Origin of the sequence: Bacillus sp. KICET-1 (assembly GCF_027721405.1) — a bacterium.
Taxonomy (GTDB): domain Bacteria; phylum Bacillota; class Bacilli; order Bacillales; family Bacillaceae; genus Bacillus; species Bacillus velezensis.
Genome location: NZ_CP113515.1, coordinates 55,144 through 80,918, shown reverse-complemented (window position 1 = coordinate 80,918; position 25,775 = coordinate 55,144). Strand labels below are relative to the sequence as shown.

Below are 25,775 nucleotides of genomic sequence, written 5' to 3'. Positions count from 1 at the left end.
GCAAACGCGTTACCTATGTTTGATGTTAGTGTGGCTGGGGTACATGGATTTATGTAGACTTCATCAAGCAGGAGGTAGTAACTATGGGTAAAAAAATTGCAGTTGTATTAACGGATTATTTTGAGGATGTCGAGTATACTGAACCTGCGAAAGCTTTTAAAGATGCGGGTCATGAATTAACCGTAATTGAACAGGAAAAAGGAAAAACAGTCAAAGGCAAACAAGGGGAAGCGGAAGTGAAAGTGGACGCGTCCATCGATGATGTGAATCCGAAAGACTTTGACGCATTGCTGATCCCGGGCGGATTCTCGCCTGACATGCTGCGTGCGGATGACCGTTTCGTCCAATTTGCCAAAGCGTTCATGGATGATAAAAAACCGGTGTTCGCCATCTGCCACGGACCTCAGCTTCTCATCAACGCGAAAGCATTGGACGGGCGCAAAGCGACAGGGTTTACTTCAATCCGAATCGACATGGAAAACGCGGGCGCGAATGTTGTGGATGAAGAAGTCGTCGTCTGCCAGAACCAGCTGGTCACAAGCCGCACACCGGATGACATTCCGGCATTCAACCGCGAATCATTAAAACTGCTTGCGTAATATAATAGCGGAGCGCCGTATCAGGCGTTCCGCTTTTTTTGTGAAGATTCCCGGATGACCAGCTCAGGCGCCAGAATAATGCGTTGTTTTTTGTGCTGGGAACTGGTGATTTTATGATGCAGCAATTGAGCCGCTTCTTTTCCCGACTGCCGCGGAAAGGAAGAAACGGTTGTGAGCGGGGGATAAGAAATTTCAGCTTCCGGCACGTTATCAAAACCGACAATATCAATATCTTCGCCCGGGATGAGCCCGGCTTTTCTGATCCCTTGCATGACACCGAACGCGACCAAATCACTGAAGCAGAAAATCGCGGTCGGGCGCTCAGACCGGCGGAGGAGCTCCGTCACGGCTTCACAGCCTGCTTCGCGGGTCGGCGCGCTGTCAATGACATATTCATTTTTCACTTCCAGATCCGCTTCACGGAGCGCTTTTTTAAACCCTTTCATACGCTTCGTCCATGTTGATGAGTGCTTCACGCCGCCCAGAAACGCAATCTCCTGATGGCCTTTCTCAATGAAATGACGCACTGCCTTATAGGTGCCTTCCTCATAATCGGCTCCGACAAAATCACAATCTGCATCGGCAATCTCCCTGACGGCGAGCACGACCGGAATGTCAAGCTGCTCAAGGCGGGAAAGGGTTTCCTCAGCTGTACCTGAAACCGGACACAAAATCAATCCGCCGACCCTGTGCTCCAGCATGGTCGAGATCAGCTGCTCCTGCTTGGCGACGGAATCAAATGTCGTGCCTAACAGCACCGTTAATCCGACTTCCTCAAGCGTATTCTGAACGCCGATCAGAAACTCTGAGAAAAACGTATTGGAAATGTCAGTAATAATCAATCCTACCGTTGTGGACGTCTGTGATCGTAAATTCGCGGCGACCCGATCATATACGTACCCCAGCTCCCGCATGGATTGCAGCACTTTCTCACGGGTCGCTTCGGAAATTCGCGGATTGTTGCGGACGATTAATGAAGCGGTGGATGTTGAGACGCCGGCATGTTCAGCGACCTGCTGCAATGTCACCCGGCGTTTTTTTTGCTGTTTCATACGTCGCATTCCTCACTTGGTTTTTATTCGTTACATCCATTATAAGCGTTTTGGCGCATGAGAAGAAAGAGAGAGGGGAGAAAATGACAAAGCGCCGGAAGACGGAGTGTCCTTCGGCGCTTCTATTACAATAGGTTATTCAAACATTTGCTCTTTAATATACTGAACCGGCATTTCACGGCCTGTCCAATATTCAAACGCCATGGCGCCCTGCCAAAGCATCATGCCGAGGCCGTTAATGGTGTTGCAGCCGGCCGCTTGAGCTTGTTCAAGCAATTTCGACGTAACGGGGTTGTAAACGACGTCTGTCACAATCAAATCAGGACGGAGCATGGATGTATCTTCAATGACGCTCAAGCCTTCAAGCGGTTTCATGCCGACACCCGTTCCGTTTGTGAAAATATCGCTTGAAGCGATTTCAGCACGCAGCGCATCTTGATCTTCGAGCGGGAAGACTTTCGCTTTACAAGAAGATCCCTTCATTTCTTCATTGATAATGCGGACGTTTTCTTCCGCTTTTTCGAAAAACGCGTCATTACGGGCGAAAATAGAGATTTCTCCGAGGCCTTCCAATGCGGATTGAATCGCTATCGGAGTGGCGGCCCCGCCGGAACCGACCAGCGTCATTTTTTTGCCTGTGATATCGATGCCGTGTTCTTTTAAGTTGCGGACGTATCCCATACCGTCAGTCGAGTGTCCGATCAGTCTGCCGTTTTCATTAACGACTGTATTCACCGCGCCGGTGAATTTCGCTGAATCCGCGAGTTCATCGAGGTAAGGGAGAATGTTCATCTTGTTCGGCATCGAGACATTGAATCCTCTGACGTTTAAGGCGCGCATTCCCGTTACCACATCTTCCAGCTGTTCATTGCCGACTTCAAACGCGAGGTAAGCGTAGTTCAATCCTAATTTTTTAAACGCCAGGTTGTGCATCGCCGGAGATAAAGAGTGTCCGATCGGTGTCGCGAATAATCCGATAAGCTGAGTTTTTCCGTTAATCCGTCCTAAATCTTTCTTCATGATGTATTCCTCCGTTAGTCCATTCATTTGTTTTTCATCCCGCTTTGAGGGCAGAAAAACGCTGATTACATATGTTTATTTAAAATGCTGAGTACGCTGCGCAATTCTTCAACGGGAATCTGTCCGGGCGCTGATGCTTCTTTGCCCGCTCCGAACGTGCACGCTGAGCCGAAGACTTCGCCGGCCAGGCGGCTGATCAGGCCTGTTCCCGCCATTGACATCGTGATGATCGGCCGGTCTGCGTATTGTGTTTTCATCGTGTGAGTGGCATCCAATAAGACGAAAACATCTTCAGTGCTTTGCGGCATCACCGCGATTTTCGGAATGTGCGCGCCGTACGCCTGCATGTTCCGCAGCCGGGAAATGATTTCTTCTTTTTTCGGTGTCTGATGAAAATCATGATTGGACATGACGACATATACGCCGTTATCTTCAGCGGTTTTCACAATTGATTTGACTTCCGCTTCTCCCGTAAACAACTCAACGTCTGCAAGGTCAATATGTTTTGTTTCGATGGCGGTTTTCAGCAATTCAATGTAAAAGCGGTCATCAATAACTTTATTTCCGCCTTCTTTATGGGTTCTGAATGTGAAAAGCAGCGGTGTTGCGCCTGCGGCTTTCCGCAGCTTTTCAAGCATGCCTTTTACGGCGTCCAGGCTGTTAACATGCTCGTATACATCCGCCCGCCACTCAATGATATCCGGGCGAAGCCTGTTGACGGCTTCCATTTCTTCGAGCAGTTCTTTCTCTCCGGCCGCCATCAGCGGCACAATGATCTTCGGAAGCCCTTCGCCGATGACCGTGTTTCTGATCGTGATAGATTGCATGATAAATCCTCTCCCTTAAAAAATAGTCAGGCTTTCATCACTTGCTTAAAGCGGATTCCGATAAACAATGCGAGAAGGGCGCTGACGGCCGCAATTCCGATATCAAGCAGAAAAACAGGCGTCAGGCCGGCCGCTTTGGATATCGCTCCCGTTACAAGCGGAATGACAATAAAAGATAAGCTTGATGCTATATTAACAAAAGATGTGATCGTACCTTTATTTTTAGGGAATAAAACAGCCATAACCGTCATCGCCAATTGCAGAATGCCCGCAGTTGAAAGTCCGATGACAAAGGAGCTGATGACTGATACGGCCGGCTGATGAATGAAAATCAGAGCAAGCAGCGCGATTGCCGCGATCACAGGGTACAGCACCATTACCGTAATCGGCTGAATCACTCTGTTTAACAGCACAGCCAGCAATAATACGGATACAAGCGCCCCGATGCTGTAATAGCTCAACAATTTGACGGCCTGCACCTCAGGCATGCCCAAAACGGATTGCCCGAACTTAGGAAGCCATACTTGAACGAGCATAAACAGCGCCGTAGATGAAAAGCCTAACAGAATAATCGCAAGGCCTTCGCGCCATATCGACGGCTGTGATGTGAACGCGTCATCAGACGGAGAGGCTTCCGTCCGGCCGCCGTCTTCTTTTTGCTTATGATTCGGAAACGGAACTTTTAACAGGAAAAAGCCGTTCAGGAAGAAAATAATGCCCGGTACGAAAAACGTCCAGCCGTAAAACAAATGCCTGTCCGCAATAAACGCGATAAAAAATGGAAGCACCGTCGCGCCGATGGATACAAACGCTTTGATTAACACGGTTGCAGAGCTTGCATTTTTCGGAAATCCTTCAATAAGCGCCGGATATGTCCCGGAATCCAAAAAGGAATTGGCGATCCCGGCGAAAATGGCGAAGATAAACGCGGCCGTATAGTTTGTCGAAAGCGGAATTCCGATTAGGAAAATCAGATACAGAAAGGCGCCCGACACGATAAACGGCCGTCTCCCGAATGTATCCGAAAGCTTCCCGGCAAACAGAAGCGAAATCAGCTTCCCGATCCCGATGGCGGAGACCAAATAGCTGACACCGGCTGCGGAAGTATGAAGCTGTTTTGATAATGCCTCCATATTGGATGCGATAATAATATTGATCATGCCCAGCAGGAAATAGTTAATATAAAGACCCGCTGCCATTTTGGTGTATATGTTTTTCATGATGACATCCCCTAATGCGGTTAATAAAGAATTAAATTATTTTTTAAATTGATAAAAGAACAGCGCCATTCCCCTTTATTGAACCACTGCCTTTCTTTGAAAACTGTTTGATAAAACGGTTGCAAAACAAACTTGAATAACGCTGAGATCACAACGAGTATATCGTTCTACTAAATAAAAAAAGACAAGCGGCCCGCTCATTTAGTATATCGTTCTACCAAGTTCACAGTTACTATACTCCTTCTTTTTATATGTGTCAAACCGATGAACTTTTTTTACTTTTTTAAATCAAAAAAAGACCTGCCGTTTTTCGGCAGGTCTGACATGGGTTTATTTTCTGAGAGAGGCGAGCTCCTCGGCAATGGCCTGCATTTCACTCGGGCTGAATGATGCTTTTTTCATGACCATTTGATGAAGGTATGTAAGATCTTCTATTTTTTCATCACTGAAATCTTCCGCTCTGATGACGCCGACATTGAGCATGTTGAGCTTTTGCGAAATGTCTTCAATCATTTTGTTTAACGTTTCTGTTTGTTGGCTCGGCAAATTCATGCATCCTTTCATGACCGTTTTCGTATCCTTTATTCTAACAGAATTCATTTAGAATAAAAGCTTATTTCCACAGCCGCAGAAAAGTTGCTAAGATGATGATAAGGTTTTTGATCCTCAAAATGCGGGGAAAGAATAGGGAGGTTATCGATATGATACATGTGCTGTTTGTCTGTCTGGGAAATATTTGCCGGTCGCCTATGGCAGAGGCGGTATTTTCTGATATGGTGAAGAAAAACGGGCTGAACGGGCAGATTAACATTGATTCAGCGGGAATCGGCGCCTGGCATGCGGGAAATCCGCCGCATGAAGGGACAAAGGAGATCCTCAAGAAGAAAGGGATCAGCGCAAGCGGCATCACGGCGAGGCAGGTGCGTGAGTCTGACCTGACCGATTTTGATTACGTCATTGCGATGGATGCAGAAAATATCGGACATCTGCGCAGCATGGCCGGTTATAAAAAAGCGGCGCCGCGTATTGCAAGGCTGCTTGATTATGTACCGGAGTCGGACCTTGCGGACGTGCCCGATCCGTATTATACCGGGAATTTCAGCGAGGTGTACGCTTTGGTCGAGTCCGGGTGCCGTCATTTGCTGGAGACAATAAAGAAAGACCATCATTTATAAGGGGGATTGACCGATGAAGCAGACACGCATCATGGCAAAAGCGATTCTGATCGGCGCTGCCGCCGGCGGAGCACTGTCCTTATTACATAAGCCGACGAGAGAGGCATGTTTCCGGAACATGGACGCGTGCAGGCGCCGTGCGGCATTTTACCGGAAACATCCTGAAGCCCTGAAGCAGCAGGCTTCCGCAAAAATGGATCATGTGAAAATCTTCGCCAATACCGTATCGGAAGATCTGGGTTTTTTAAACGGGCAGATCACCAAGCTGAAGCAGACGACGCCGCAGGTCATTGACCTGTTAAAAGAAACGAAGGAGCATTTTTCGAAAAACGATCATTGAGGTGGGATGTCATGAGTTTTATAAAGGAGCTGTTTGCAAGGTTTTCTCTGCATGAAGGACAAAGTAAATCGGCGGAGCTGGCGTATTTTTTCCTGCTGTCATTGTTTCCGTTGATGATTTTCATGCTGACGCTCACCGCCTATCTTCCCATATCTGCAGAAGACGTGCTCGGGGCGGTCGATCAATACGCGCCCGACAGCGCCATGTCCATGGTGAAATCCATTACGGAGCAAACGCTGAACAAGCGCAGCGGCGGACTTTTGTCATTCGGGATTATCGCCGTCATCTGGTCGGCTTCGAATGGTATGAACGCGATTGTCAGAGCATTTAACCATGCCTACGAAGTCGAGGAAAACCGCTCATTTATCATCATTCGCCTGACCTCAATTTTTTTAACCATCGCGATGGTGGTTACGATTTTAATCGCATTGCTTCTGCCGGTGTTCGGCAGAGAAATCGGAATGCTGGCCGCAGATTTCATCGGCGCCTCCGGCCTGTTTTTGCAGGTATGGTCGGTTGTCCGCTGGGGTATCAGTCCGCTTATCCTTTTAATCGTGTTTACCGCGCTTTACATTTTCGCGCCGAATAAAAGGCTTTCCCTCCGTTTTGTGCTGCCGGGAGCCGTATTCGCGGCAGCCGGCTGGATTATCGTCAGTATGCTGTTCTCATTTTACGTCGGCACCTTTGCCAACTACAGCGCCACATACGGGAGCATCGGGGGAATTATCGTCCTTATGATCTGGTTTTATCTTACGGGAACACTGCTGATTTTAGGAGGAGAAATCAACGCGCTTTTACATAAACGTAAAAAGCTTCCTGATGAAAATCCGTACCGCGGGAGCAAGCTATAGAGGAACGGATGACGTTCAAGCTGAAAAACGGAGGGGAATCGATTATGACCAAGCATACGAAAAAAGGCGGAAGCCATAATAAACAAAACTCAAAAAACGGCCCGAAGAATAAAACAAGCGGAAGCGCTAACGGGCAGAACGGATACCACTAGAAAGAAGCCGCCTGACTCAGATCAGGCGGCTTTTTTATGAGGCCGGAAAAGAATGGGATTTGGATGCGGGACTGTGCTTTGTTTTCCCGAAGACGAGCGCAAGCCAAATACAGACCAGGATCACCGTAATAAAGTAAAACAAGTTGGCGCTTTCAAACCGCTGCATATACCAGCCGCCCGCCACCGGGCCGATCATGCTGCCGAGGCTGAAGGAAATGCCGCAGAGCAGATTGCCCGCCGGCAGCAGATGGGACGGCAGCAGGTCGCTCATATAGCTGATGCCGAGGGAAAACATACTGCCGACCGCCATTCCCGCCGTGAAAAAGCAGCAGCCGATGACAGAAGGTGACGGAAACAGTCCGGCCGTCAAAAAGCAAAGGGCACCCGTTAATAAGATGACGAGCAGGACACGTTTTCTCCCGAATCGATCGCTTAATAAACCGAGAGGGAACTGGAATACAATACTTCCGATAGCAAAAGCGGGCAATATCATCGCGACGGCATCAACGGATATGCCTAAACGCAGGGCGTACACGGGAAAGCTTCCGTTCAGCGCCGTTTCTAAAAAACCGTACCCGAAAGCCGGGAGAAAAGCGACCCAGCCGAAAAGAAGAGCGCGGTAAAACCGTTTTGCGCTGTTGTCCCCGGATGTTTCATCCGGACCTTGCGCCGGGTACTCGTTACGTAAGACAAACACAAACAGCCAGGCGGCAAGACTGATACAGCCGGATACGATAAACGGAAGGGAAGGACTTGTTTTCACAAGAGGGACCATGAACGGGCCGACAGCGAATCCAAGCCCGAAGGACAGTCCGTACAGCGAAATGTTTCTTCCTCTGTTTCGGGGCGTTGACTTTGACGTCACCCACGTTTGGGTTGAAAAATGCAGCATATGATCCCCGATTCCGATAAGCAGCCGCAGAAAAAACCATAACCATATGGATTGAAGCCAAATAAAACTGAATAAGCTGATGATAACAAGAAATCCGCCCATGACCATCAGAGGTTTGAATCCGAGCTTGCGCAGCGGGGCCTCCATAAACGGCGACGCCAGAAGCACACCGATATAAAGGCCGGTTGCGTGAAGTCCGTTTATAGCGGCTGATTCCCCGTTCGTTTCAAAAATGACGGAGATCACCGGCAGAAGCATGCCTTGGGAAAATCCGGAGATGGAAACAAGCAGAACCAAAATAAAGAAGTACAGTCGTGACATCGCGTATTTCTCCTTCTTCAGTCTCTTTCTTGATCGTACACGGATTTGTCGCGTCCGGCAACCTGAAAATGCCAATTCGGGCTGCCGCGGAAGTGTAATTGAGGGAGTTTTTGAGAAGGATATAAAAAGACTCATTCGAAAAAAGGAGCCAGGCAGATATGAATCGGATTTTTTTCTTTACGGCTGCGGCGGGAGTGCCGCTTTCAGTCATCGGCGGCCTGATGCACTGGCCGTCAGCGGTTTTGTTTATTATTTATTGCTTGACGATTATTGCGCTTGCAAGTTATATGGGGAGAGCGACTGAATCTCTTGCCATTATCGCGGGACCGCGGATCGGCGGTCTGCTGAATGCCACGTTCGGCAATGCGGTAGAGCTGATTATATCGCTTTTTGCCTTAAAAGAAGGGCTGACGGGCATCGTGCTTGCTTCACTGACCGGTTCGGTGCTCGGCAATCTTCTGCTCGTCGCGGGGTTGTCGTTTTTTATCGGCGGTTTGAAATACAAGCGGCAGGAATTCAATATTCATGATGCCCGTCATAATTCTGGCCTGCTGATTTTTGCCATTATCGTAGCTTTTGTCATTCCCGAAGTGTTTTCCATGGATATGGGGGAAAAAAACAAGCTTGATTTGAGTGTCGGCATCAGCATCATCATGATCCTTTTGTATGTGGCAGCTCTTTATTTCAAGCTCGTCACCCATCGCGGTGTTTATCAGCCGAACCAGCCGGAGGCAAAGGAAGAAGAGGAGCAGCCTGAATGGTCGGGGAAAAGAGCGACAGCCGTCTTATTTATTTCAACCATTATCGTCGCCTACATATCTGAAAACCTTGTCCATACGTTCCATGCGGTGGCTGAACAGTTCGGCTGGAGCGAGCTGTTTATCGGAGTGATTATCGTCGCAATCGTCGGAAATGCCGCAGAGCATGCGTCGGCGATTATTATGGCGTACAAAGACAAAATGGATGTCGCCGTTGAAATCGCGGTAGGCTCGACTTTGCAGATCGCCATGTTTGTGGCTCCGGTTCTTGTGATCTGTTCCATCTTTTTTCCGGTCAATATGCCGCTTGTATTCACATTGCCCGAGCTTGTCGCGATGATATCATCCGTCCTTTTGATGACGATGATTTCAAATGACGGTGATTCGAACTGGTTTGAGGGGGCTACGCTCCTTGCCGCCTATGTCATCATGGCGATCGGTTTTTTCCTGCTTTAACCTGTAAAAAATGCGGATAACAACGATTGCGGAGGAAAAGACTAAAGGAAAATGCTATAGAAAGAGTGATATGATGAGAAAGCTGTTTCATGCCACATTGATTCTGCTGTTATCCTTTAGTTTTTTCGCAATGCCGTCTGCCGGTGCAAAGAAACCGTTTAAGGTTCCTAACTCTGTCGTAAGCATTTCAAAGGAAAATACGTATCCGAATGCTTCACAGGACCAGCCGATGCTTCAGCCGAGCAAACTGGCAAAGGAATTGTTAGATACATCCGAGATCAACATCGAAAATCCGCATCTGATAAAAATGCTGAATGAATCCTCGGTTTCCGGTTCACCGCTTGCCATCGGCTACCGGGCGACAATATTTCTCGGGAAATGGGCGCTCGGCTATCAATCGAACGAAACGGTCGCCAACTGGGAATATAAAAAAATCAATACGAACAGAGCGGATAACCGGGGCGGACAGCAAACCGCGATTATCTCATACGCCCAAGAACAGCAATACAAAATCAAAGGCGGGCTCACAGCGAAGGTGCCGAACGCAGAAGACGTAAAAAGTATGATGATGCAAAAAGCGATGAAGAAAACAAAACTGCCGCTCGCTTTTGAAACGGTTATCGGCGCAGGCACAAAACGCGATCAAACCTACAAAATTTCTCCGCAGCGGCTCGGCTACCTGCACGCCTACGCTCCGGCCGTTAATGAAAAAGGAAAAGTAACATACGGTGAAGTGTATTTGGTGCTGAAAGGCAGCAAGCGGAAACTTGTCGTCAAAAATGTGACTTCGCAAGGAATCGGGGCTTGGATTCCGGTTCAGGATCACGTCACATTCGGTTTTCAAATGACAGCGCAGCCGAGATAAATAAAAAAAGCTGATTCCGGTTCGGGAATCAGCTTTTTTGTGTATGATACATTTCCTCAAGCAATTGCACATTGTTGTTGTACAGCTCCCGGGCAAGAACGCGTCTCACCGCAAGGCTCGCCGAGAAGTATTCTGTGTCTTGAACCATGCCTTTGACGGTAAATTCTATGCCTCTGGTTAATTTGTTCAGACTCATAATTCCATGCACTTGAAACGGTTCCGTCGCATTGAGAAATTCATCCCGTTTCAATGAATCGCGAAGCTCATCATTGAGCATGTCACACGCTTTTTCTAAGATGGCATATACCCGTTCAGGATCTTCCTTGTAACTGATCACGACGGACTCGGTAATCCGCATATAATCAATGTTATAGTTTTGAAGCTGTCTGACCTCACCGTTAGATATGGTAAGCAGCTTGCCGGTCCACTCACGGATCTGGAGGGAACGGAGTCCGATTTCTTCCACTGTGCCGTTGAACAGATTGTTAATCGTCACGTAATCGCCTTTATGCAGCTGGCGTTCATATATTAAAAAGATACCGGCCAAAATGTCCTTGATTAACGACTGGGCGCCGAAACCGATAACGATACCGGCAACGCCCGCCCCGGCTAAAATTCGGCCGAAATCATGAACAAATAAAGAAATGACGTAAAAGATAAAACCGATCGTCGCCGTATACTGGGTGATGGACCGGACGAGGCTCTCAATCGTCTTCCCTTTCCGTTCCTCTAAGAAATCTGTGCGTTTAAATAACACCTGGACAAAGCGGTTGATCAGATATACACCGGCGTAAAGAACGAGAGCGACGATGATGATCTCAACCACTTTGCTTTTCAAAATATCCGTAATTGTCGTTTCCATCTTCTGTTAACCTCTGGCTTTTCGTAATGAAAAATCCGTGTCCTGATAATAACTGTTTTTGACAAGGACGTTCGGTCCGAGGCACCGGACGTTTGTGCAGCGGCAGTTCAGCTCTTTGCTCAGCTTCGTCTGTCTCCACTTGTCATATGCATCGGGAAGGCTGTCTGTTTTAATATTGCCGAGCGGCGGTGTATCGCCGAAATCCGTGACAATGATATTTCCGTCAAAAATGTTCACATTCAGGCGGGAGCGGCCGTCAGGGTCGTTTCGCACCGTAACGTTTTTCGCTTCCCGCAGGCGGCGGAGGAGCTTCTGGTCTTCTTCATCAGGGCTGCATGCGTAAAACGGGAGCGTGCCGAACAGCATCCATGTCTCTTCATCGCGAATGTCGAGCAGATGATGAATGGCCTGTCTCATGTCCTTCAGGCTGAGTGATTCAAGCGCGCTGGCGAAATCACTCGGATACATCGGATGGACTTCGTGCCGCTGGCATTTCATTTCTTCCGTAATCTGCCGGTGAATATGTTCAATATGCGGCAGCGTGCGTTTGTTCAGCATCGTTTCCGCTGAAACCATTACGCCTGCTTCGACCAGCGTGCGGCTGTTTTCAATCATTTTGTCAAAATAGCGCGCCCGCTGTTCAAATGTCGGTTTCTTCTCCATCATCGCAAATCCGATATCAGCAAAGTCCTCGACCGTTCCCCAGTTGTGGGAAATGTGAAGAACGTCCAAATAAGGAATAATCCGTTCGTAGCGCCCGATATCAAGCGTCAGGTTTGAATTGATCTGTGTGCGCACGCCGCGTTCATGCGCATATTTCAAAAGCGGGACGACGTATTCCTTTACCGATTTCAGCGAAAGCATCGGTTCGCCGCCCGTAATGCTGATAGAGCGCAACAGAGGAATTTCATCAAGCCGCTTTAATAAAAGGTCGATCGGCAGCGCATTCGGGTCTTTCGGCTGGAGCGTGTACCCGACGGCGCAGTGCTCGCATCTCATATTGCACAAAGTCGTCGTTGTGAATTCAACGTTCGTCAGTTTCATATCTCCATACTGGTCGACATCCATGTACGCTTCCCAAGGATCGTACTCCGGTGTAATCGGACGCAGTGCTGTGTTTTGTGTCATGACTATCTAACTCCTTTATAAATGGGCATACTAACGTCTGCCAACTGTTAATTTTAGACCTGATCTGCCAAGATCGCAAGTAGCGGAACCATTGAAAAACGCCAAAAAATACGCTACCATTATAAAAAATGAATGGAGTGGAAGTATGGGGAATGCAGTAAACAGCAAAGATCAGCAGCTCGATTACTTAAAGAACAGACTCGATATGTTTATGAATGTCATTGATTCATTAGACCCTGAATCAACGGACGTTGAAGATATAGACCGGCTCATCGGCATGCTTGATGATCTGGAAGCAAAATACGAACGCTTTAAAAAGGATTGGGAATAACCCCCGGCGGATGCCGGGGTTTTTCTTTTTCCATAATGCGGCTGTATAAAAGGGCAGGGCCTACTGCAAAATAAGGAAAAATGCAGAAGGAGTGCTGGTCATGAAATGGTTTTGTTCAATTTGCTGCATGGCCGTTTTACTTGCGGGAGGCATCAACAGCGCAGAAGCCGTGCCGAATGAACGGATAAACTGGGGATTTAAACGCAGCGTCAATCATCAGCCGCCGGATGCCGGCAGACAGCTGGACAATCTGGTCAAAAAATATGATGCCTTTTATTTGGGCAATACGAAAGAAAAGACCATCTATTTAACGTTTGATAACGGATATGAAAATGGGTACACCCCGAAAGTGCTTGATGTGTTAAAAAAACATCACGTCACGGGCACTTTTTTTGTCACGGGTCATTTTGTGAAAGAGCAGCCTGATTTGATTAAACGGATGTCAAAGGAAGGCCATATCATCGGCAATCATTCTTTTCATCATCCTGATCTGACGACAAAAACGGGCGATCAGATTCAAGACGAACTCGATTCCGTCACGGAAGCTGTGTACAACATTACCGGAAAGCGGGACAACCTGTATCTCCGTCCGCCGCGCGGCGTATTCAGCGAATATGTCCTCAAAGAAACGAAGCGTCTCGGTTACCAAACCGTTTTCTGGTCCGTCGCATTTGTCGACTGGAAGGTTAACGAGCAAAAAGGGAAACAATACGCCTATGATCACATGATAAAGCAGGCGCATCCCGGCGCGATCTACCTTCTTCACACCGTTTCAAAGGACAATTCAGAAGCTCTGGACGATGCCATTACCGATTTGAAAAAAGAAGGCTACACGTTTAAAAGCATTGATGACCTGATGTTTGAGAAAGAAATGAAGCTGCCGCGCCTGTAGAAAACACCTCTCCTGGTAATGGAGAGGTGTTTTGTTATTTGATACATTTAATCAAAGCGGCCCAATCCAGATCCCCGAAGCCTTGTGCGACCCCGCTTTCAAAATGGCTCTTCGCCAGTTCGGCAAGAGGGAGTTTTGCGGAAACCTGTTCTGCGGCGGCGAGCGCCAGATTGGTATCCTTCAGCCCTAAAGACATTTTGAAACCGGCCGGCTCAAATTTCTCCTCAGCCATGATCGTGCCGTAATTTTGATAGACGGGAGAGCCAAAGAGCGCGCCGGCGATTTCTAAAAATTGTTTCCGTTCTAACCCGTATCTCTCCATCATTAAGAATGATTCAGATAACGCCTCCAGCATGGACACGAGCAAGAAATTGACGCTGATTTTCGCGGCATTGGCCGTTTTTGTTTCTTCACCAGTGTCAAATACTTGCTGACTCAGGATGTTAAGCAGCGGTTCGGCCTTTTTCTTCGCTTCTGCCGGTCCGGCTGTGATGATGCGGAGTTCGGCCTTCTCAGCGGCATCGGGGCGGCCGAGGACGGGAGCGGCGATAAAGGACTGCCCTCTGCCCGAATGTGCGGCGGAAAGCTGTTCTGACAGCGCTGTACTGATCGTGCTCATCGAAATATGAATGCCGTTTTCAGATAACCCGGCAATAATGCCGCAAGCTCCGAAAGTCACGTCTGTTACGGCTTCATCGTCTGACAGCATGGATAACACGATATCTGCATGTTCAGCTGCCTGGCGGGGCGTTTCGGCATATTCGGCCCCTTTTTCCAGGAGGTCAGCCGCTTTTTCTTTCGTCCGGTTATATACAGTCAGGCTGTATCCGGCTTTCATGATATTTTCGGCGATGGGGCGGCCCATATTGCCGAGTCCGACGATGGCGATCTTCATTTCACAGTCCCTCCAATGAAAAGTTTTCCACCATTATACATGCAAAATGGCTATTCTGCTGTGTACAGGATTGCCACTTTCAGTTCAGGTTCTGAAGACCACCCGGAGTCTGAGGCGGCTTTCCCCTTATAAAATCCGGTAAACCGCGTCTTGATGATTGTTTTCGAACGGGGCTTTACAGTGAACGTTTTTGATTTGAATGTGACGTCCTTTATGTTTTCTGATAAATCCGGGGTGACAGAAATGGTTTGTTCCCCTTTTCCGTAATGATTGATATAAAGCGTGCAGCTCATGCCCGCTCTTTTTCGCTCAACCAAATGACTGCATTCGCTGCGGTGCTTCAAATATTCGACAGCCTCTTTTTCGGGCGCGAACTGTTTTAAGGAAAAAGCGGCATATTCAGTGGCGGGACTGATACCGGAAGCGGCCCCCATACTGAGAAAGATCAGAAACAGCCCCGCCGCGGGAAGCGTCCGCCTGAACGCGGCGGCACACCAGATTAACGCCGCAAAGTAAAGCACGACCCCGGGAATGACGGAGATATGGGCTCCATCTTCCGGCCAAGAGGAATAGCCGAGCGACTCAAAGATGTAATCAGACACCGTACGGCCGTTATACAGCGGGGCAATGGACATGACACTGAAAGCCAGGAGGACAGAAGAAATGATTTTGTGAGAAAAGATGGTAACGGCGCACACCTCTTTACGTTTTTTTCCAGACTATCATGTTTTCTTAAAAAAAAGAACAGCCGGCAGCCGTTCTTACTTGAATATATTAAACCAGCCTTTGCGGGCGAACCAAAACAGCATGGCGGCCACAAGAACGGCCATTACGCCCAAAACGATAAAATACCCGTATTTCCAATGAAGCTCAGGCATGTTATCGAAATTCATGCCGTAAACCCCCGCGATGAACGTCAGCGGGATAAAAATGGTCGAGACGATGGTTAATGTCATCATAATGGCGTTCATCCGGTTTGAATTCAGCGTCACATAGCTGTCCCGCAAATCTGACGTCATATCACGGTTTGACTCGATCAGCTCGGCCAGTTTTAACAGGTGGTCATAAATATCGCTGAAATATGCCTTCGTTTCACGGCTTTCTTTTACATGGTCAAGGCTCAAAATCCGGTACATTAAATCGCGCATCGGAATGATCGTCCGCCTCAGGTTCAAAAGATCAGTCCGCAATTCAAACACTTCATTCATTAATGTGCCGTAAGATTTATGGGTTCTGCTGTCTTCAATTTCATTCAGCCGGTCTTCAATTTTGTACAGCACGGGGAAATATTCATCGACAAGCTGATCCATAATCATATAAGTGATGTGCCCCGGCCCTTTTTTGGCTAATCCCGGAGAAGCGAAAAACCGTTCTCTCACCCTTGAGACGCCGGGCGATTCGTGCAAATGGAAGCTGACGATGAAACGGTCGGACTGAAAAATGTCCACCTCTTCCATTTCCAGTGTGTCCGGGTTCAAGGCGTGGAGCACATAAAAACGGTAGCCGTCATAATGGTCGATCTTCGGCCGCTGCATGTGCTGAAAGCAATCCTCGATCGCAAGCGGATGAAAGTGAAAATAATCCCGCAGCAGCTCGGTTTCATGCATCTCAGCGCCGAAAAAATCAATCCAGTACCATGCGATGTCCGGTTGTTCTGTACGTGATAGGGGGATATTATCTAATATCTCATTATGTGTTGTGATTGCGGTTATATGTATCATAAACAACCCTCCGCCTGCCATTATATCATGCGGCGTTATGAAGAAAAGTATACGAATTGCCGCCCGGCCGCTTCATGATATACTTGGACAAAAAGGGGTGGAGCATATGTGGAAGGAAACGGTTTCGGTCACGCCGCCGTATCATTTTGATAAAGTCCTTGAAAGGCTGTCGCTCGATCCGCTGAATGCGGTCGATCTTCATGCAAGATCAATCAAAGTGCCGCTCAGAACACGGGACGGCAAACTGTCCGTCATCACGGTTCAAGCGGAAGGCACCGCCGCAGACCCGGTCTTCCTCGTCAGCGGAGAAACGGACCGCGAGGAGATGATTGAACGGATCAAACACATTTTTCAATGGGAACAGCCGCTTCAGCCTGTGCTTGATCATTTCTCAAAAACAAATCTGTCGGCGCTTTTTGAGGAGCATGCGGGAACCCCGCTCGTCTTGGAATATGACGTCTACAACTGTCTCATGAAATGCATCATCCACCAGCAGCTCAACCTGTCTTTCGCATTTACCTTAACGGAACGGTTCGTCCATGCCTTCGGTGAACAAAAAGACGGCGTCTGGTGCTATCCCGAGCCGAAAACGATCGCGGCGCTTGATTATCAGGACTTGCGGGAGCTCCAGTTCAGCATGAGAAAAGCGGAATATGCGATTGACATTTCACGCATGATTGCAGGCGGAGCGCTCAATCTGGCGGAACTTACCCATTTATCGGATGAAGACATTATGAAAAAGCTGATCGCCATCAGAGGCATCGGCCCGTGGACCGTCCAAAACGTCCTCATGTTCGGCCTCGGCCGCCCGAATCTGTTTCCTTTGGCGGACATCGGCCTGCAAAACGCCGTCAAACGCCGCTTCGCCCTAGAGGATAAACCGTCAAAAGACGTGATGCTCCAGGTAAGCAGCGAATGGGCGCCGTATTTAAGCTATGCGTCCTTGTACTTGTGGAGAAGCATTGAATGATGAGGATTTTTGGAAACTTCCAGTGAAAAACATGAAGGAACCGCCGGCTGCATGTTATACTGAACAGATGTGATATTTCAAATCAGCCGCTTTCCCATGAGAAAGGCTTTATATAGAAACGGAGAGAAAAAAACGTGAATCAACATCAAAAAAAGGCGCCTGCCGAATTGAAAATCGGACAGACATTTCCGCTGACCATCAAACGTCTCGGCATTAACGGAGAGGGCGTCGGCTATTTTAAGAAAAAAGTTGTCTTCGTTCCCGGCGCTCTGCCCGGTGAAGAAGTCGTTGCCGAAGCGACAAATGTGCAGCCGAAATTTTCAGAAGCACGCGTCAAAAAAATCCGCAAGCCGTCTGAACACCGTGTCACGCCGCCATGCCCGGTCTACGACCAGTGCGGCGGCTGTCAGCTTCAGCATCTGGCATACACCCAGCAGCTTCGCGAAAAACGCGACATCGTCATTCAGTCTCTGGAACGTCATACGAGATTCAATGTCGAAGAAATGAACATTAAAGATACGATCGGAATGGACAACCCTTGGAATTACCGGAACAAAAGCCAGTTCCAAGTCGGACGCTCGCAAAGCGGCAGCATCATTGCCGGCTTATACGGACTTGATTCCCATAAAATCGTCCCGATTAAGGAATGCATTGTCCAGCATCCGGCAACAAACAAAACAACGGGTATCGTCCGTCGTATTTTAGAAAAACACAACGTGTCCGTTTATAACGAACGGACCAAAAAAGGCGATGTCCGCACCATCGTGACGAGAGTCGGTTTTGAAACAGGCGAAGTGCAGGTCGTGCTTGTCACTGCGAAAGAGACACTGCCGAATAAAGATGAGATCGTCAAAGCCATTCAGAACCGGCTGCCGGAAGTGAAATCGATTATTCAAAACGTCAATGGCGCGCGCACATCCGTCATTTTCGGTGACAAAACAAAAGCGCTGGCCGGAAGCCATGCCATTCAAGAAGTGCTCGGTGACGTGTCATTTGAACTGAGCGCCCGCGCTTTCTTCCAGCTCAACCCTGAGCAGACGGTCAAGCTGTATGACGAAGTGAAACAAGCGGCTCAGCTGACAGGAAAAGAAAAAGTCGTAGACGCGTATTGCGGCGTCGGTACGATCGGCATGTGGGTTTCAAGCGGCGCAAAAGAGATCCGCGGCATGGACGTCATTAAAGAATCAATTGATGATGCGAAGAAAAACGCCAAAAAACACGGCATCAAAAACGCGGCATATGTCACAGGAACAGCCGAACACTGGCTCCCGAAATGGACGAAAGAAGGCTTCCGTCCTGACGTGGTCATCGTCGACCCGCCGAGAACGGGCTGTGACAGAACATTTTTAGATACCATCAAAAAAGTAAAACCGAAACGCTTCGTCTACGTATCCTGCAATCCTTCCACACTGGCGAAAGACTTGCAGACGCTGTCGAAGGACTATCGCGTCGAATATATTCAGCCTGTGGATATGTTTCCGCAGACGGCTCATGTGGAAGCCGTGGCGAAGCTTGTATTAAAATCGTCTAACTAAAATAAACAATTCGTAATCAGACCTGGATTTCGGTAAATAAACAATTCCGATTTCCGGGTTTTTTCATGTTTTGCCCTTGTCCTACCTGTTTTTTGTCTTTATTTAACTGATAAAAAGAGTTGAAAAAACGTATGGAAAAGCAAGTGAAAAACAGCCAAGCAGGCTGCTTTCTATTAACACTTTCTTTTTTCCGTTTGGAAACGGCATTACAGACAAAATATGAAGATCTTGTTGTGAACCAGCAGCAATAACAAGTCGTTCAAGTTCCATGAATACTTGTAATTCCCGTTAATATTTTGTAAACTCCTTTCTTAAAGAATACTATTAGCAATAGTTGTAATAAATGATAAAAAGGAGGTGGAATCGAATAAGAGATGTATTGGAACTTCAACAACTGTTTGAAGGTTCTGATGTAGAAGCTGCAAAAGGCAAAGGTGGCTTACTTTAATGTATAACGTATTAGCATTACAACAATTAAATAATAGCGCCGAGGCGGAATCGTAAGTGATAACAACTATTACAGTAATACCTGCGATGGTTATATCCTTAATAAGTAATTATCGCGACAATCATGCTTCATCATATAATGATGTTAGATTGACACTTGGCTAAAAAGTATTGCAGAAAAGGAAATGGATAATGAAATGGGTAAAGTATATAAAAAAAGTTGGTTTCTCACGGTTTTGGCATTTTTAGTTTCACAGCTTTATTTTAATTTTGCAGAATTAACGGGATGGGGTCCTAATTATAGAGAAATGAATGGATTCCCAGCAAACATAGCTGAACTGGATTTCTTTCAAACATATCTTTCATTCTATGATAATCCATGGTTTAATATTGTCACTGTTTTCTTGGGGGTTTTCACTGTTATACACATAATCACAGGTATAACAAAGGATATTCGAAATGAAAGCAATAACTTCTGATGCCTTATTTAATGATGAAAGAAAATGAACACTTTCTTATTAATCTTATGAGTGAGGACTGCGACACTTAGTCAGCAGTCTATTTTATTGGTTCTGGATCAGGATTACCGAATCGTAATCTTATACAACATATATAGGTGATTGTATAAAGATATTAACATAAGGGGTTTGAAAGCCAATCGACCCTTAGTACATATACTGTATAGAGCCAGAAGCCACTTGTTGCGTTGGTTATTTCTAAACCATGAGCAAATCTCAAATGGTCCAGATTGAAGTTTTGAATTCTGTTAAGTTCGAGTTTATTTTCTCTTCCCATCCCCTTACTCCATACCATCCCCAACTCATTTTGCTTAATCATATTATTTCTTGAAATTCGTTTTCCGCAAATGATATTGAGATACGGATATGGTGCAGCGTTAAATATTTTATCTTCGATAACAGGACAATTATTTTGCATTGGTAATAGGGAGAACTCATATGATATTCTATTTAGGTTGGAATCCTTTTTGTCCAAAAAGAGCAAAAGTAAGGCCCTAAGAAAGATGAAGGTCAGCGCTACTACTAATAAACCACAATATAAAAAAAATAGGTGTAGATAATCATCACACTTTTTTCTCTTTCGAACCGATTATATGGTTAAGGAGTTGTAAGGTGTTCTATCATATCTATTCTACTTCAGTTTGCTTTTCACTTTTTAACGAGTAAAAAGTGAAATGTTCAAAATTTACTATCGTTTGATAAGAAGTGCTGACACATGCTATAAGTGTAAAAGAAGCATGGTCAGTTTTTAATTTTGGGATAAAGGTTTGGCTGTATCCCATCATGAAAGGATTTGGATTTGTTATGACAGATAATTTCTGGCGTGAATTACCGCGGCCATTTTTTGTACTGGCACCAATGGAAGATGTGACGGATGTCGTTTTTCGCCATGTTGTGAGTGAAGCAGGCAGACCTGATGTGTTTTTCACAGAGTTTACAAACTCAGAAAGCTATTGTCACCCGGATGGGAAGGATAGTGTACGCGGCCGTTTGACTTTCACGGAGGATGAACAGCCGATGGTTGCCCACATATGGGGAGATAAGCCTGAAAACTTTCGCCAAATGAGTATTGGGATGGCGGAATTAGGGTTTAAGGGCCTGGATATCAATATGGGCTGTCCTGTCCCTAATGTGGCGGGGAATGGAAAGGGAAGCGGCCTGATTTGCCGTCCTGAAGTTGCGGCAGAATTAATACAGGCGGCGAAAGCAGGAGGTCTGCCGGTAAGTGTGAAGACGAGACTTGGCTACACGGATGTTGACGAATGGCGCGGCTGGCTGACACACATACTGAAACAAGACATTGCGAATCTTTCCATTCATCTGCGTACAAGAGCGGAAATGAGTAAAGTAGATGCGCATTGGGAGTTGATTCCGGAAATTAAGAAACTTCGTGACGAGATTGCGCCAGATACCCTTTTGACGATCAATGGGGATATTCCTGACCGGGAGACCGGCTTGAAACTCGCTGAACAATACGGTGTTGACGGGATTATGATTGGACGAGGCATTTTTACTAATCCGTTCGCCTTTGAAAAGGAGCCGAGAGAGCATAGCAGTAAGGAATTGCTTGATCTTTTGAGATTGCACCTGGATCTCCATGATGAGTATTCAAAAGAAGAAGCTAGAGCATATAAACCGCTCCCCCGCTTTTTCAAGATATATCTCCGCGGATTCCGGGGAGCAAGTGAATTAAGAAATCAATGCATGAATACAAAGTCAACAGATGAAGTGCGTGCATTGCTCGATGACTTTGAGAGAAAGTATCTTGATGGGATGGAGCAAGAGTGACATAAACAACCTTCATCCGGCCCGGATTTCGATTTGAATTCCGGGTCTTTTTGTGTGCAGTTTTTACCCAGACAGATCCATGGCCAGTTTCGTCATGCAGAAATAAACGAATAATGGTACATTGATAGGAGATACATCATAAAGGGGGAGAGAAAAATGAAACGACTGTGCATCATCCCCTGCGGCAAGAAAAAAATTTGGGATGTCCATTCAGATACAGGTCCGGTAAGGGCGGAAGACGCTTATCTCAGCCCGTTGCATCAGGCGTGCGAGCGATATGCGAAAGCATTTTTCGATGAGTGGGTGATTTTGTCGGCGAAGCACGGATTCCTTTGTCCGGATGATATTGTTCCAGGAAATTACGATGTCACTTTTGGAACCGGTCATCCGGAGATCATGGCAGCGGACGAGCTGCGCCGTCAATTTCATGAAAAAGGCTTTTCCGACATCGAAGAGCTTGTCATGCTTGGCGGGAAAAAATACCGAAGCGTCCTAAACGCCGTCATCGGAGAGCATCAGCATATCACCTGGCCTTTGTCATCGTATAAAGGCATTGGCTACATGCTTCAAGCGCTGAATCGGGCTGTTGAAGAAAAGCATGAACTGCAAGCACGCGGATATGAAAAAAAGAGTGTAACTACTCAAACGCCGCGATAGACTGTATGCAGAAGAATGAAGCAGTTAAAAGATTTCCGAGGAAATAAATACGTCGATCATTGTCAAAGACAGGGTGATGCCCGGTCTTTTTTGTATGCCTTAAAACGAGACAAAGGGAACAGATCGAGACAAAATGAGACACCTGTCTCAAACTGTCTCCATTGTAAAAATAAAAACATTCATTTTACGGGCTTCAAAGGCTGGCATGCTTCTTGCATTTATAAGTGTGAACCCTAAATAGAAGGAGGCGCACAAAATGGAATTGTTAAAACGAGAAGGCTTGTCATTAACTGAGGAGAAAGCGCTGTGGATGTACCAAAAGATGCTGGAAATCAGGGGCTTTGAAGACAAAGTGCATGAACTTTTCGCACAAGGAGTGCTTCCCGGATTCGTCCATTTGTATGCCGGTGAAGAAGCGGTAGCTGCGGGGGTGTGCGCTCATTTAGATGATGGCGACAGCATTACAAGCACACACAGGGGACATGGCCATTGTATCGCCAAAGGCTGTGATCTGGACGGCATGATGGCGGAAATATTCGGAAAAGCGACCGGACTGTGTAAAGGCAAAGGCGGTTCTATGCACATTGCGGATCTTGATAAAGGCATGTTAGGCGCAAATGGAATCGTCGGGGGCGGATTCACGCTCGCATGCGGATCAGCGCTCACGGCTAAATATAAACAAACTAAAAATGTAAGCGTTTGCTTTTTTGGGGACGGAGCCAATAACCAAGGGACTTTCCATGAAGGGCTGAACTTAGCGGCAGTATGGAACCTTCCTGTCGTGTTCATCGCCGAAAACAACGGCTACGGCGAAGCCACGACATTTGAGTACGCGTCAGCCTGTGATTCAATCGCCGATCGGGCGGCTGCCTATAACATGCCGGGAGTCACGGTGGACGGAAAAGATATTTTAGCGGTTTATCAGGCGGCCGGGGAAGCGATAGAAAGAGCAAGAAACGGCGGAGGCCCGTCTTTGATTGAATGTATGACTTACAGAAACTACGGCCATTTCGAAGGGGATGCCCAAACTTATAAAACAAAGGATGAAAAGACTGAGCATCTTGAAGAAAAGGATGCCATTCAAGGCTTTAAAAACTATCTTCTAAAAGAAACAGATGCAAATAAACTGTCAGACATCGAACAGCGTGTCAGCGAATCGATTGAAAAAGCCGTCTCGTTCAGCGAAAAGAGTCCATATCCGAAAGAGTCTGAGCTGTTGACAGACGTCTACGTGTCATATGAAAAAGGGGGAATGTGAGATGGCGAGAGTCATAAGCATGTCGGACGCGATCAATGAAGCAATGAAGCTTGCGATGAGAAAAGATGACAATGTGCTTGTAATCGGTGAAGATGTCGCCGGGGGAGCGGCGGTCGATCATTTGCAGGATGATGAAGCATGGGGCGGTGTATTAGGGGTCACAAAGGGGCTCGTACAGGAATTCGGCAGAAACAGGGTGCTGGACACACCGATTTCTGAGGCGGGCTACATGGGTGCGGCCATGGCTGCGGCATCCACGGGGCTGAGACCGATTGCGGAACTGATGTTTAACGATTTTATCGGCACGTGCTTTGATCAGGTGATCAACCAAGGGGCGAAATTCCGCTATATGTTCGGCGGTAAAGCGCAAGTGCCGATCACCGTCCGCACCACATACGGAGCCGGGTTCCGGGCAGCCGCTCAGCATTCGCAGGCGCTGTATGGCCTGTTCACCAGCATCCCGGGTCTGAAGACGGTTGTGCCGTCCAATCCATATGACGCCAAAGGTTTGCTGCTTTCGGCAATAGAAGACAATGATCCGGTATTCTTTTTTGAAGATAAAACATCCTACAACATGAAGGGCGAGGTGCCGGAAGATTATTATACAATCCCGCTCGGAAAAGCGGATATCAAACGCGAAGGCAGCGACATCACGCTGTTTGCGGTCGGCAAGCAGGTCAATACCGCGCTTGAAGCGGCTGCGCAGCTTTCTGAGAAAGGCATCGACGCCGAGGTGCTTGATCCCCGGAGTCTGTCTCCTTTAGATGAGGAAGCGATTTTCACATCGTTAGAAAAAACAAACCGGCTGATCATCATAGACGAAGCCAATCCGCGCTGCAGCATCGCCACGGATATTGCTGCGATTGTCGCCGATAAGGGCTTTGATTTGCTTGATGCGCCGATTAAGCGGATTACAGCGCCGCATACACCGGTGCCGTTTTCGCCGGTGCTTGAAGATCAATATTTGCCGACACCAGACCAAATTGTCAGCGTCACGCTTGAATTGCTTGGCGAGCCGGCAATGAATTAAAGGAGGGATATAGAATGGCTGTAAAAGTAGTAATGCCGAAGCTGGGAATGGCGATGAAGAAAGGTGAAGTATCCGTCTGGAATAAAAAAGTCGGCGACCCGGTTGAAAAGGGAGAAAGCATCGCCAGCATCAACTCGGAAAAAATAGAAATGGAAATAGAAGCGCCTGAAAGCGGCACGCTTCTTCATATTAAAGTCAAAGAGGGAGAAGGAGTCCCGCCGGGAACGCCCATCTGTTATATCGGGGAAAACGGCGAAGAAGTGCGGGAGAAGGAGGCGCAGGCTCCTGAAAAAGCCGGGAAACCGCAATCTGAACCTGAACATATGCCCGCTCCCAAAGCCGGGCAAAAGCGTAAACACCGCGTGAAAATATCTCCCGTTGCCCGAAAAATGGCGGAGAAAGCCGGGTTGAAAGTTGATACGCTGAACGGGACGGGGCCCGGAGGCAGAATCGTAAAAGCTGACGTCATCAAGGCCATGAAGACGGAATCTGAACCGCAGTCTTCGGTTCAGACGGCACAGCCGGAGGGAAAACCGGCTTCAACGATGAGAAAAGTGATTGCAGACCGAATGCACAAAAGCCTGCAAAACAGCGCCCAACTGACGCTGACGATGAAAGCGGACATTACGGAGCTTGTGAAATGGCAGCAGCAGCTCGCCGACAGCGCGAAAAAGCGGAGCGGTGTTAAACTGACGGTCACACATTTCGCATCCCGAGCCGCGGTGCTTGCGCTGAAACAGCATCCTGAGCTGAACAGCTCTTATCAAGAGGAGCGGATCATCACCTATCCATATGTCCACCTCGGGATGGCGGTTTCTCTTGAAAACGGTCTCGTCGTGCCGGTGATCCGGGATGCGGAAAAGCTTTCATTCCTTGAGCTTGCGGATCACATCAGCACATCGGCACGCCGGGCGCGGGAAGGCAATGCTTCCGGAGATGATCTGCACGGATCGACATTTTCTATTACAAATCTCGGGGGTTACGGAATTGAGCATTTCACCCCGATTCTTAATCCGCCTGAAGCCGGTATTCTCGGAGTAGGCGCAAGCTATGAAACGCCGGCGTTTAAAGGAGATGAGCTTGTCAAAAGCACCATGCTGCCGCTGAGCCTTACCTTTGATCACAGAGTATGTGACGGCGCACCGGCTGCGGACTTCCTGAAAACGGTCAAAGCGCTGCTTGAAGAGCCGGCCGGATTGATTTTATAGAGAGGGT

The 25,775-nt window shown here is 47.5% G+C and carries 29 protein-coding genes; 17 read left to right on the top strand and 12 right to left on the bottom strand.

Annotated features, from left to right (window positions below):
• Positions 1-83 precede the first annotated feature (83 nt).
• Positions 84-599, top strand: coding sequence for a type 1 glutamine amidotransferase domain-containing protein (locus OVA33_RS00415; RefSeq protein WP_003155578.1), 516 nt, complete (start codon positions 84-86; stop codon positions 597-599).
• A 20-nt stretch (positions 600-619) separates the two neighbouring features.
• On the opposite strand, the gene OVA33_RS00410 is transcribed toward OVA33_RS00415, so the two are convergent.
• From OVA33_RS00410 to OVA33_RS00390, 5 genes are all read right to left on the bottom strand, one after another.
• Positions 620-1,651 carry a LacI family DNA-binding transcriptional regulator gene (locus OVA33_RS00410; protein ID WP_063637089.1) on the bottom strand — a complete coding sequence of 344 codons (1,032 nt, stop codon included), beginning with the start codon at positions 1,649-1,651 and terminating at the stop codon, positions 620-622.
• A gap of 135 nt (positions 1,652-1,786) precedes the next feature.
• Positions 1,787-2,671 (bottom strand): shikimate dehydrogenase, encoded by an 885-nt coding sequence (locus tag OVA33_RS00405; RefSeq protein ID WP_007408504.1) that lies wholly within the window; start codon positions 2,669-2,671, stop codon positions 1,787-1,789.
• Between the two features lie 65 nt (positions 2,672-2,736).
• Positions 2,737-3,498 (bottom strand): type I 3-dehydroquinate dehydratase, encoded by a 762-nt coding sequence (aroD, locus tag OVA33_RS00400; RefSeq protein ID WP_017419113.1) that lies wholly within the window; start codon positions 3,496-3,498, stop codon positions 2,737-2,739.
• Between the two features lie 26 nt (positions 3,499-3,524).
• Positions 3,525-4,718 (bottom strand): MFS transporter, encoded by a 1,194-nt coding sequence (locus OVA33_RS00395; protein ID WP_003155573.1) that lies wholly within the window; start codon positions 4,716-4,718, stop codon positions 3,525-3,527.
• A gap of 330 nt (positions 4,719-5,048) precedes the next feature.
• Positions 5,049-5,264, bottom strand: coding sequence for a DUF1128 domain-containing protein (locus OVA33_RS00390; protein ID WP_003155571.1), 216 nt, complete (start codon positions 5,262-5,264; stop codon positions 5,049-5,051).
• 155 nt (positions 5,265-5,419) lie between these two features.
• Between OVA33_RS00390 and OVA33_RS00385 the strand changes: the two genes are divergently transcribed.
• From OVA33_RS00385 to OVA33_RS00370, 4 genes are read left to right on the top strand one after another with little or no spacing between them, the layout of a single operon-like run.
• Positions 5,420-5,893, top strand: coding sequence for a low molecular weight protein-tyrosine-phosphatase (locus OVA33_RS00385; protein WP_012117078.1), 474 nt, complete (start codon positions 5,420-5,422; stop codon positions 5,891-5,893).
• A gap of 13 nt (positions 5,894-5,906) precedes the next feature.
• Complete coding sequence (locus tag OVA33_RS00380; protein WP_017419115.1) at positions 5,907-6,233, top strand: hypothetical protein; 327 nt, start codon at positions 5,907-5,909, stop codon at positions 6,231-6,233.
• Between the two features lie 11 nt (positions 6,234-6,244).
• Positions 6,245-7,084: a YihY family inner membrane protein gene (locus tag OVA33_RS00375; RefSeq protein ID WP_007408509.1), complete on the top strand. Its 840-nt coding sequence runs from the start codon at positions 6,245-6,247 to the stop codon at positions 7,082-7,084.
• 8 nt (positions 7,085-7,092) lie between these two features.
• On the top strand, positions 7,093-7,236 hold the full coding sequence (locus OVA33_RS00370; protein WP_017419116.1) for a hypothetical protein: 144 nt from the start codon (positions 7,093-7,095) through the stop codon (positions 7,234-7,236).
• Positions 7,237-7,270: 34 nt separating this feature from the next.
• On the opposite strand, the gene OVA33_RS00365 is transcribed toward OVA33_RS00370, so the two are convergent.
• Entirely contained in the window at positions 7,271-8,449 is a 1,179-nt protein-coding gene (locus OVA33_RS00365; RefSeq protein WP_063637090.1) for an MFS transporter, read from the bottom strand.
• A gap of 158 nt (positions 8,450-8,607) precedes the next feature.
• Here OVA33_RS00365 and cax point away from each other — a divergent pair, with 158 nt between their 5' ends.
• Both cax and OVA33_RS00355 read left to right on the top strand, forming a co-directional pair.
• Entirely contained in the window at positions 8,608-9,663 is a 1,056-nt protein-coding gene (cax, locus tag OVA33_RS00360) for a calcium/proton exchanger (protein ID WP_007408511.1), read from the top strand.
• Positions 9,664-9,733: 70 nt separating this feature from the next.
• On the top strand, positions 9,734-10,528 hold the full coding sequence (locus OVA33_RS00355; protein ID WP_117363985.1) for a YfkD famly protein: 795 nt from the start codon (positions 9,734-9,736) through the stop codon (positions 10,526-10,528).
• Positions 10,529-10,556: 28 nt separating this feature from the next.
• Here OVA33_RS00355 and OVA33_RS00350 read toward each other — a convergent pair whose 3' ends face one another.
• Entirely contained in the window at positions 10,557-11,390 is an 834-nt protein-coding gene (locus OVA33_RS00350; protein WP_017419118.1) for a mechanosensitive ion channel family protein, read from the bottom strand.
• 6 nt (positions 11,391-11,396) lie between these two features.
• Positions 11,397-12,518, bottom strand: a complete 1,122-nt coding sequence (yfkAB, locus tag OVA33_RS00345) for a radical SAM/CxCxxxxC motif protein YfkAB (RefSeq protein WP_017419119.1) — start codon at positions 12,516-12,518, stop codon at positions 11,397-11,399.
• A gap of 145 nt (positions 12,519-12,663) precedes the next feature.
• Here yfkAB and OVA33_RS00340 point away from each other — a divergent pair, with 145 nt between their 5' ends.
• Positions 12,664-12,849 (top strand): SE1561 family protein, encoded by a 186-nt coding sequence (locus OVA33_RS00340; protein WP_003155558.1) that lies wholly within the window; start codon positions 12,664-12,666, stop codon positions 12,847-12,849.
• A 100-nt stretch (positions 12,850-12,949) separates the two neighbouring features.
• Complete coding sequence (pdaA, locus tag OVA33_RS00335) at positions 12,950-13,741, top strand: delta-lactam-biosynthetic de-N-acetylase (protein WP_003155556.1); 792 nt, start codon at positions 12,950-12,952, stop codon at positions 13,739-13,741.
• A 34-nt stretch (positions 13,742-13,775) separates the two neighbouring features.
• Here the strand turns inward: pdaA and OVA33_RS00330 are convergent, their stop codons facing one another.
• The 3 genes from OVA33_RS00330 to corA all read right to left on the bottom strand — a co-directional run bounded on the left by OVA33_RS00330 (position 13,776) and on the right by corA (position 16,357).
• The gene (locus tag OVA33_RS00330; protein ID WP_063637091.1) at positions 13,776-14,636 is read right to left on the bottom strand and encodes an NAD(P)-dependent oxidoreductase; all 861 of its coding nucleotides are present in this window, start codon (positions 14,634-14,636) and stop codon (positions 13,776-13,778) included.
• A 50-nt stretch (positions 14,637-14,686) separates the two neighbouring features.
• Positions 14,687-15,334 carry a hypothetical protein gene (locus OVA33_RS00325; RefSeq protein ID WP_017419121.1) on the bottom strand — a complete coding sequence of 216 codons (648 nt, stop codon included), beginning with the start codon at positions 15,332-15,334 and terminating at the stop codon, positions 14,687-14,689.
• A gap of 63 nt (positions 15,335-15,397) precedes the next feature.
• Positions 15,398-16,357, bottom strand: coding sequence for a magnesium/cobalt transporter CorA (gene corA / locus OVA33_RS00320; RefSeq protein ID WP_003155549.1), 960 nt, complete (start codon positions 16,355-16,357; stop codon positions 15,398-15,400).
• A 106-nt stretch (positions 16,358-16,463) separates the two neighbouring features.
• Between corA and OVA33_RS00315 the strand changes: the two genes are divergently transcribed.
• Both OVA33_RS00315 and rlmD read left to right on the top strand, forming a co-directional pair.
• A complete protein-coding gene (locus tag OVA33_RS00315; protein ID WP_063637092.1) occupies positions 16,464-17,327 on the top strand; it encodes a DNA-3-methyladenine glycosylase family protein in 864 nt (287 codons plus the stop codon).
• 134 nt (positions 17,328-17,461) lie between these two features.
• Positions 17,462-18,862 carry a 23S rRNA (uracil(1939)-C(5))-methyltransferase RlmD gene (gene rlmD, locus OVA33_RS00310; protein WP_007408520.1) on the top strand — a complete coding sequence of 467 codons (1,401 nt, stop codon included), beginning with the start codon at positions 17,462-17,464 and terminating at the stop codon, positions 18,860-18,862.
• 102 nt (positions 18,863-18,964) lie between these two features.
• Here the strand turns inward: rlmD and OVA33_RS00305 are convergent, their stop codons facing one another.
• Positions 18,965-19,132: a hypothetical protein gene (locus OVA33_RS00305; protein WP_224443563.1), complete on the bottom strand. Its 168-nt coding sequence runs from the start codon at positions 19,130-19,132 to the stop codon at positions 18,965-18,967.
• A 374-nt stretch (positions 19,133-19,506) separates the two neighbouring features.
• On the opposite strand from OVA33_RS00305, the gene OVA33_RS00300 reads away from it, so the two are divergent.
• The 6 genes from OVA33_RS00300 to OVA33_RS00275 all read left to right on the top strand — a co-directional run bounded on the left by OVA33_RS00300 (position 19,507) and on the right by OVA33_RS00275 (position 25,768).
• Positions 19,507-19,788 (top strand): YfzA family protein, encoded by a 282-nt coding sequence (locus OVA33_RS00300; RefSeq protein WP_017419125.1) that lies wholly within the window; start codon positions 19,507-19,509, stop codon positions 19,786-19,788.
• A gap of 843 nt (positions 19,789-20,631) precedes the next feature.
• A complete protein-coding gene (locus tag OVA33_RS00295; protein ID WP_057080401.1) occupies positions 20,632-21,615 on the top strand; it encodes a tRNA dihydrouridine synthase in 984 nt (327 codons plus the stop codon).
• A 156-nt stretch (positions 21,616-21,771) separates the two neighbouring features.
• Positions 21,772-22,272, top strand: a complete 501-nt coding sequence (locus OVA33_RS00290) for a DUF6884 domain-containing protein (RefSeq protein WP_025650251.1) — start codon at positions 21,772-21,774, stop codon at positions 22,270-22,272.
• 256 nt (positions 22,273-22,528) lie between these two features.
• Positions 22,529-23,530 carry an acetoin:2,6-dichlorophenolindophenol oxidoreductase subunit alpha gene (gene acoA, locus OVA33_RS00285; RefSeq protein ID WP_003155540.1) on the top strand — a complete coding sequence of 334 codons (1,002 nt, stop codon included), beginning with the start codon at positions 22,529-22,531 and terminating at the stop codon, positions 23,528-23,530.
• A 1-nt stretch (position 23,531) separates the two neighbouring features.
• Positions 23,532-24,560: an acetoin:2,6-dichlorophenolindophenol oxidoreductase subunit beta gene (gene acoB, locus OVA33_RS00280; protein WP_025650250.1), complete on the top strand. Its 1,029-nt coding sequence runs from the start codon at positions 23,532-23,534 to the stop codon at positions 24,558-24,560.
• Between the two features lie 14 nt (positions 24,561-24,574).
• Positions 24,575-25,768: a dihydrolipoamide acetyltransferase family protein gene (locus tag OVA33_RS00275; RefSeq protein WP_063637093.1), complete on the top strand. Its 1,194-nt coding sequence runs from the start codon at positions 24,575-24,577 to the stop codon at positions 25,766-25,768.
• The last annotated feature ends 7 nt before the right edge of the window (positions 25,769-25,775 follow it).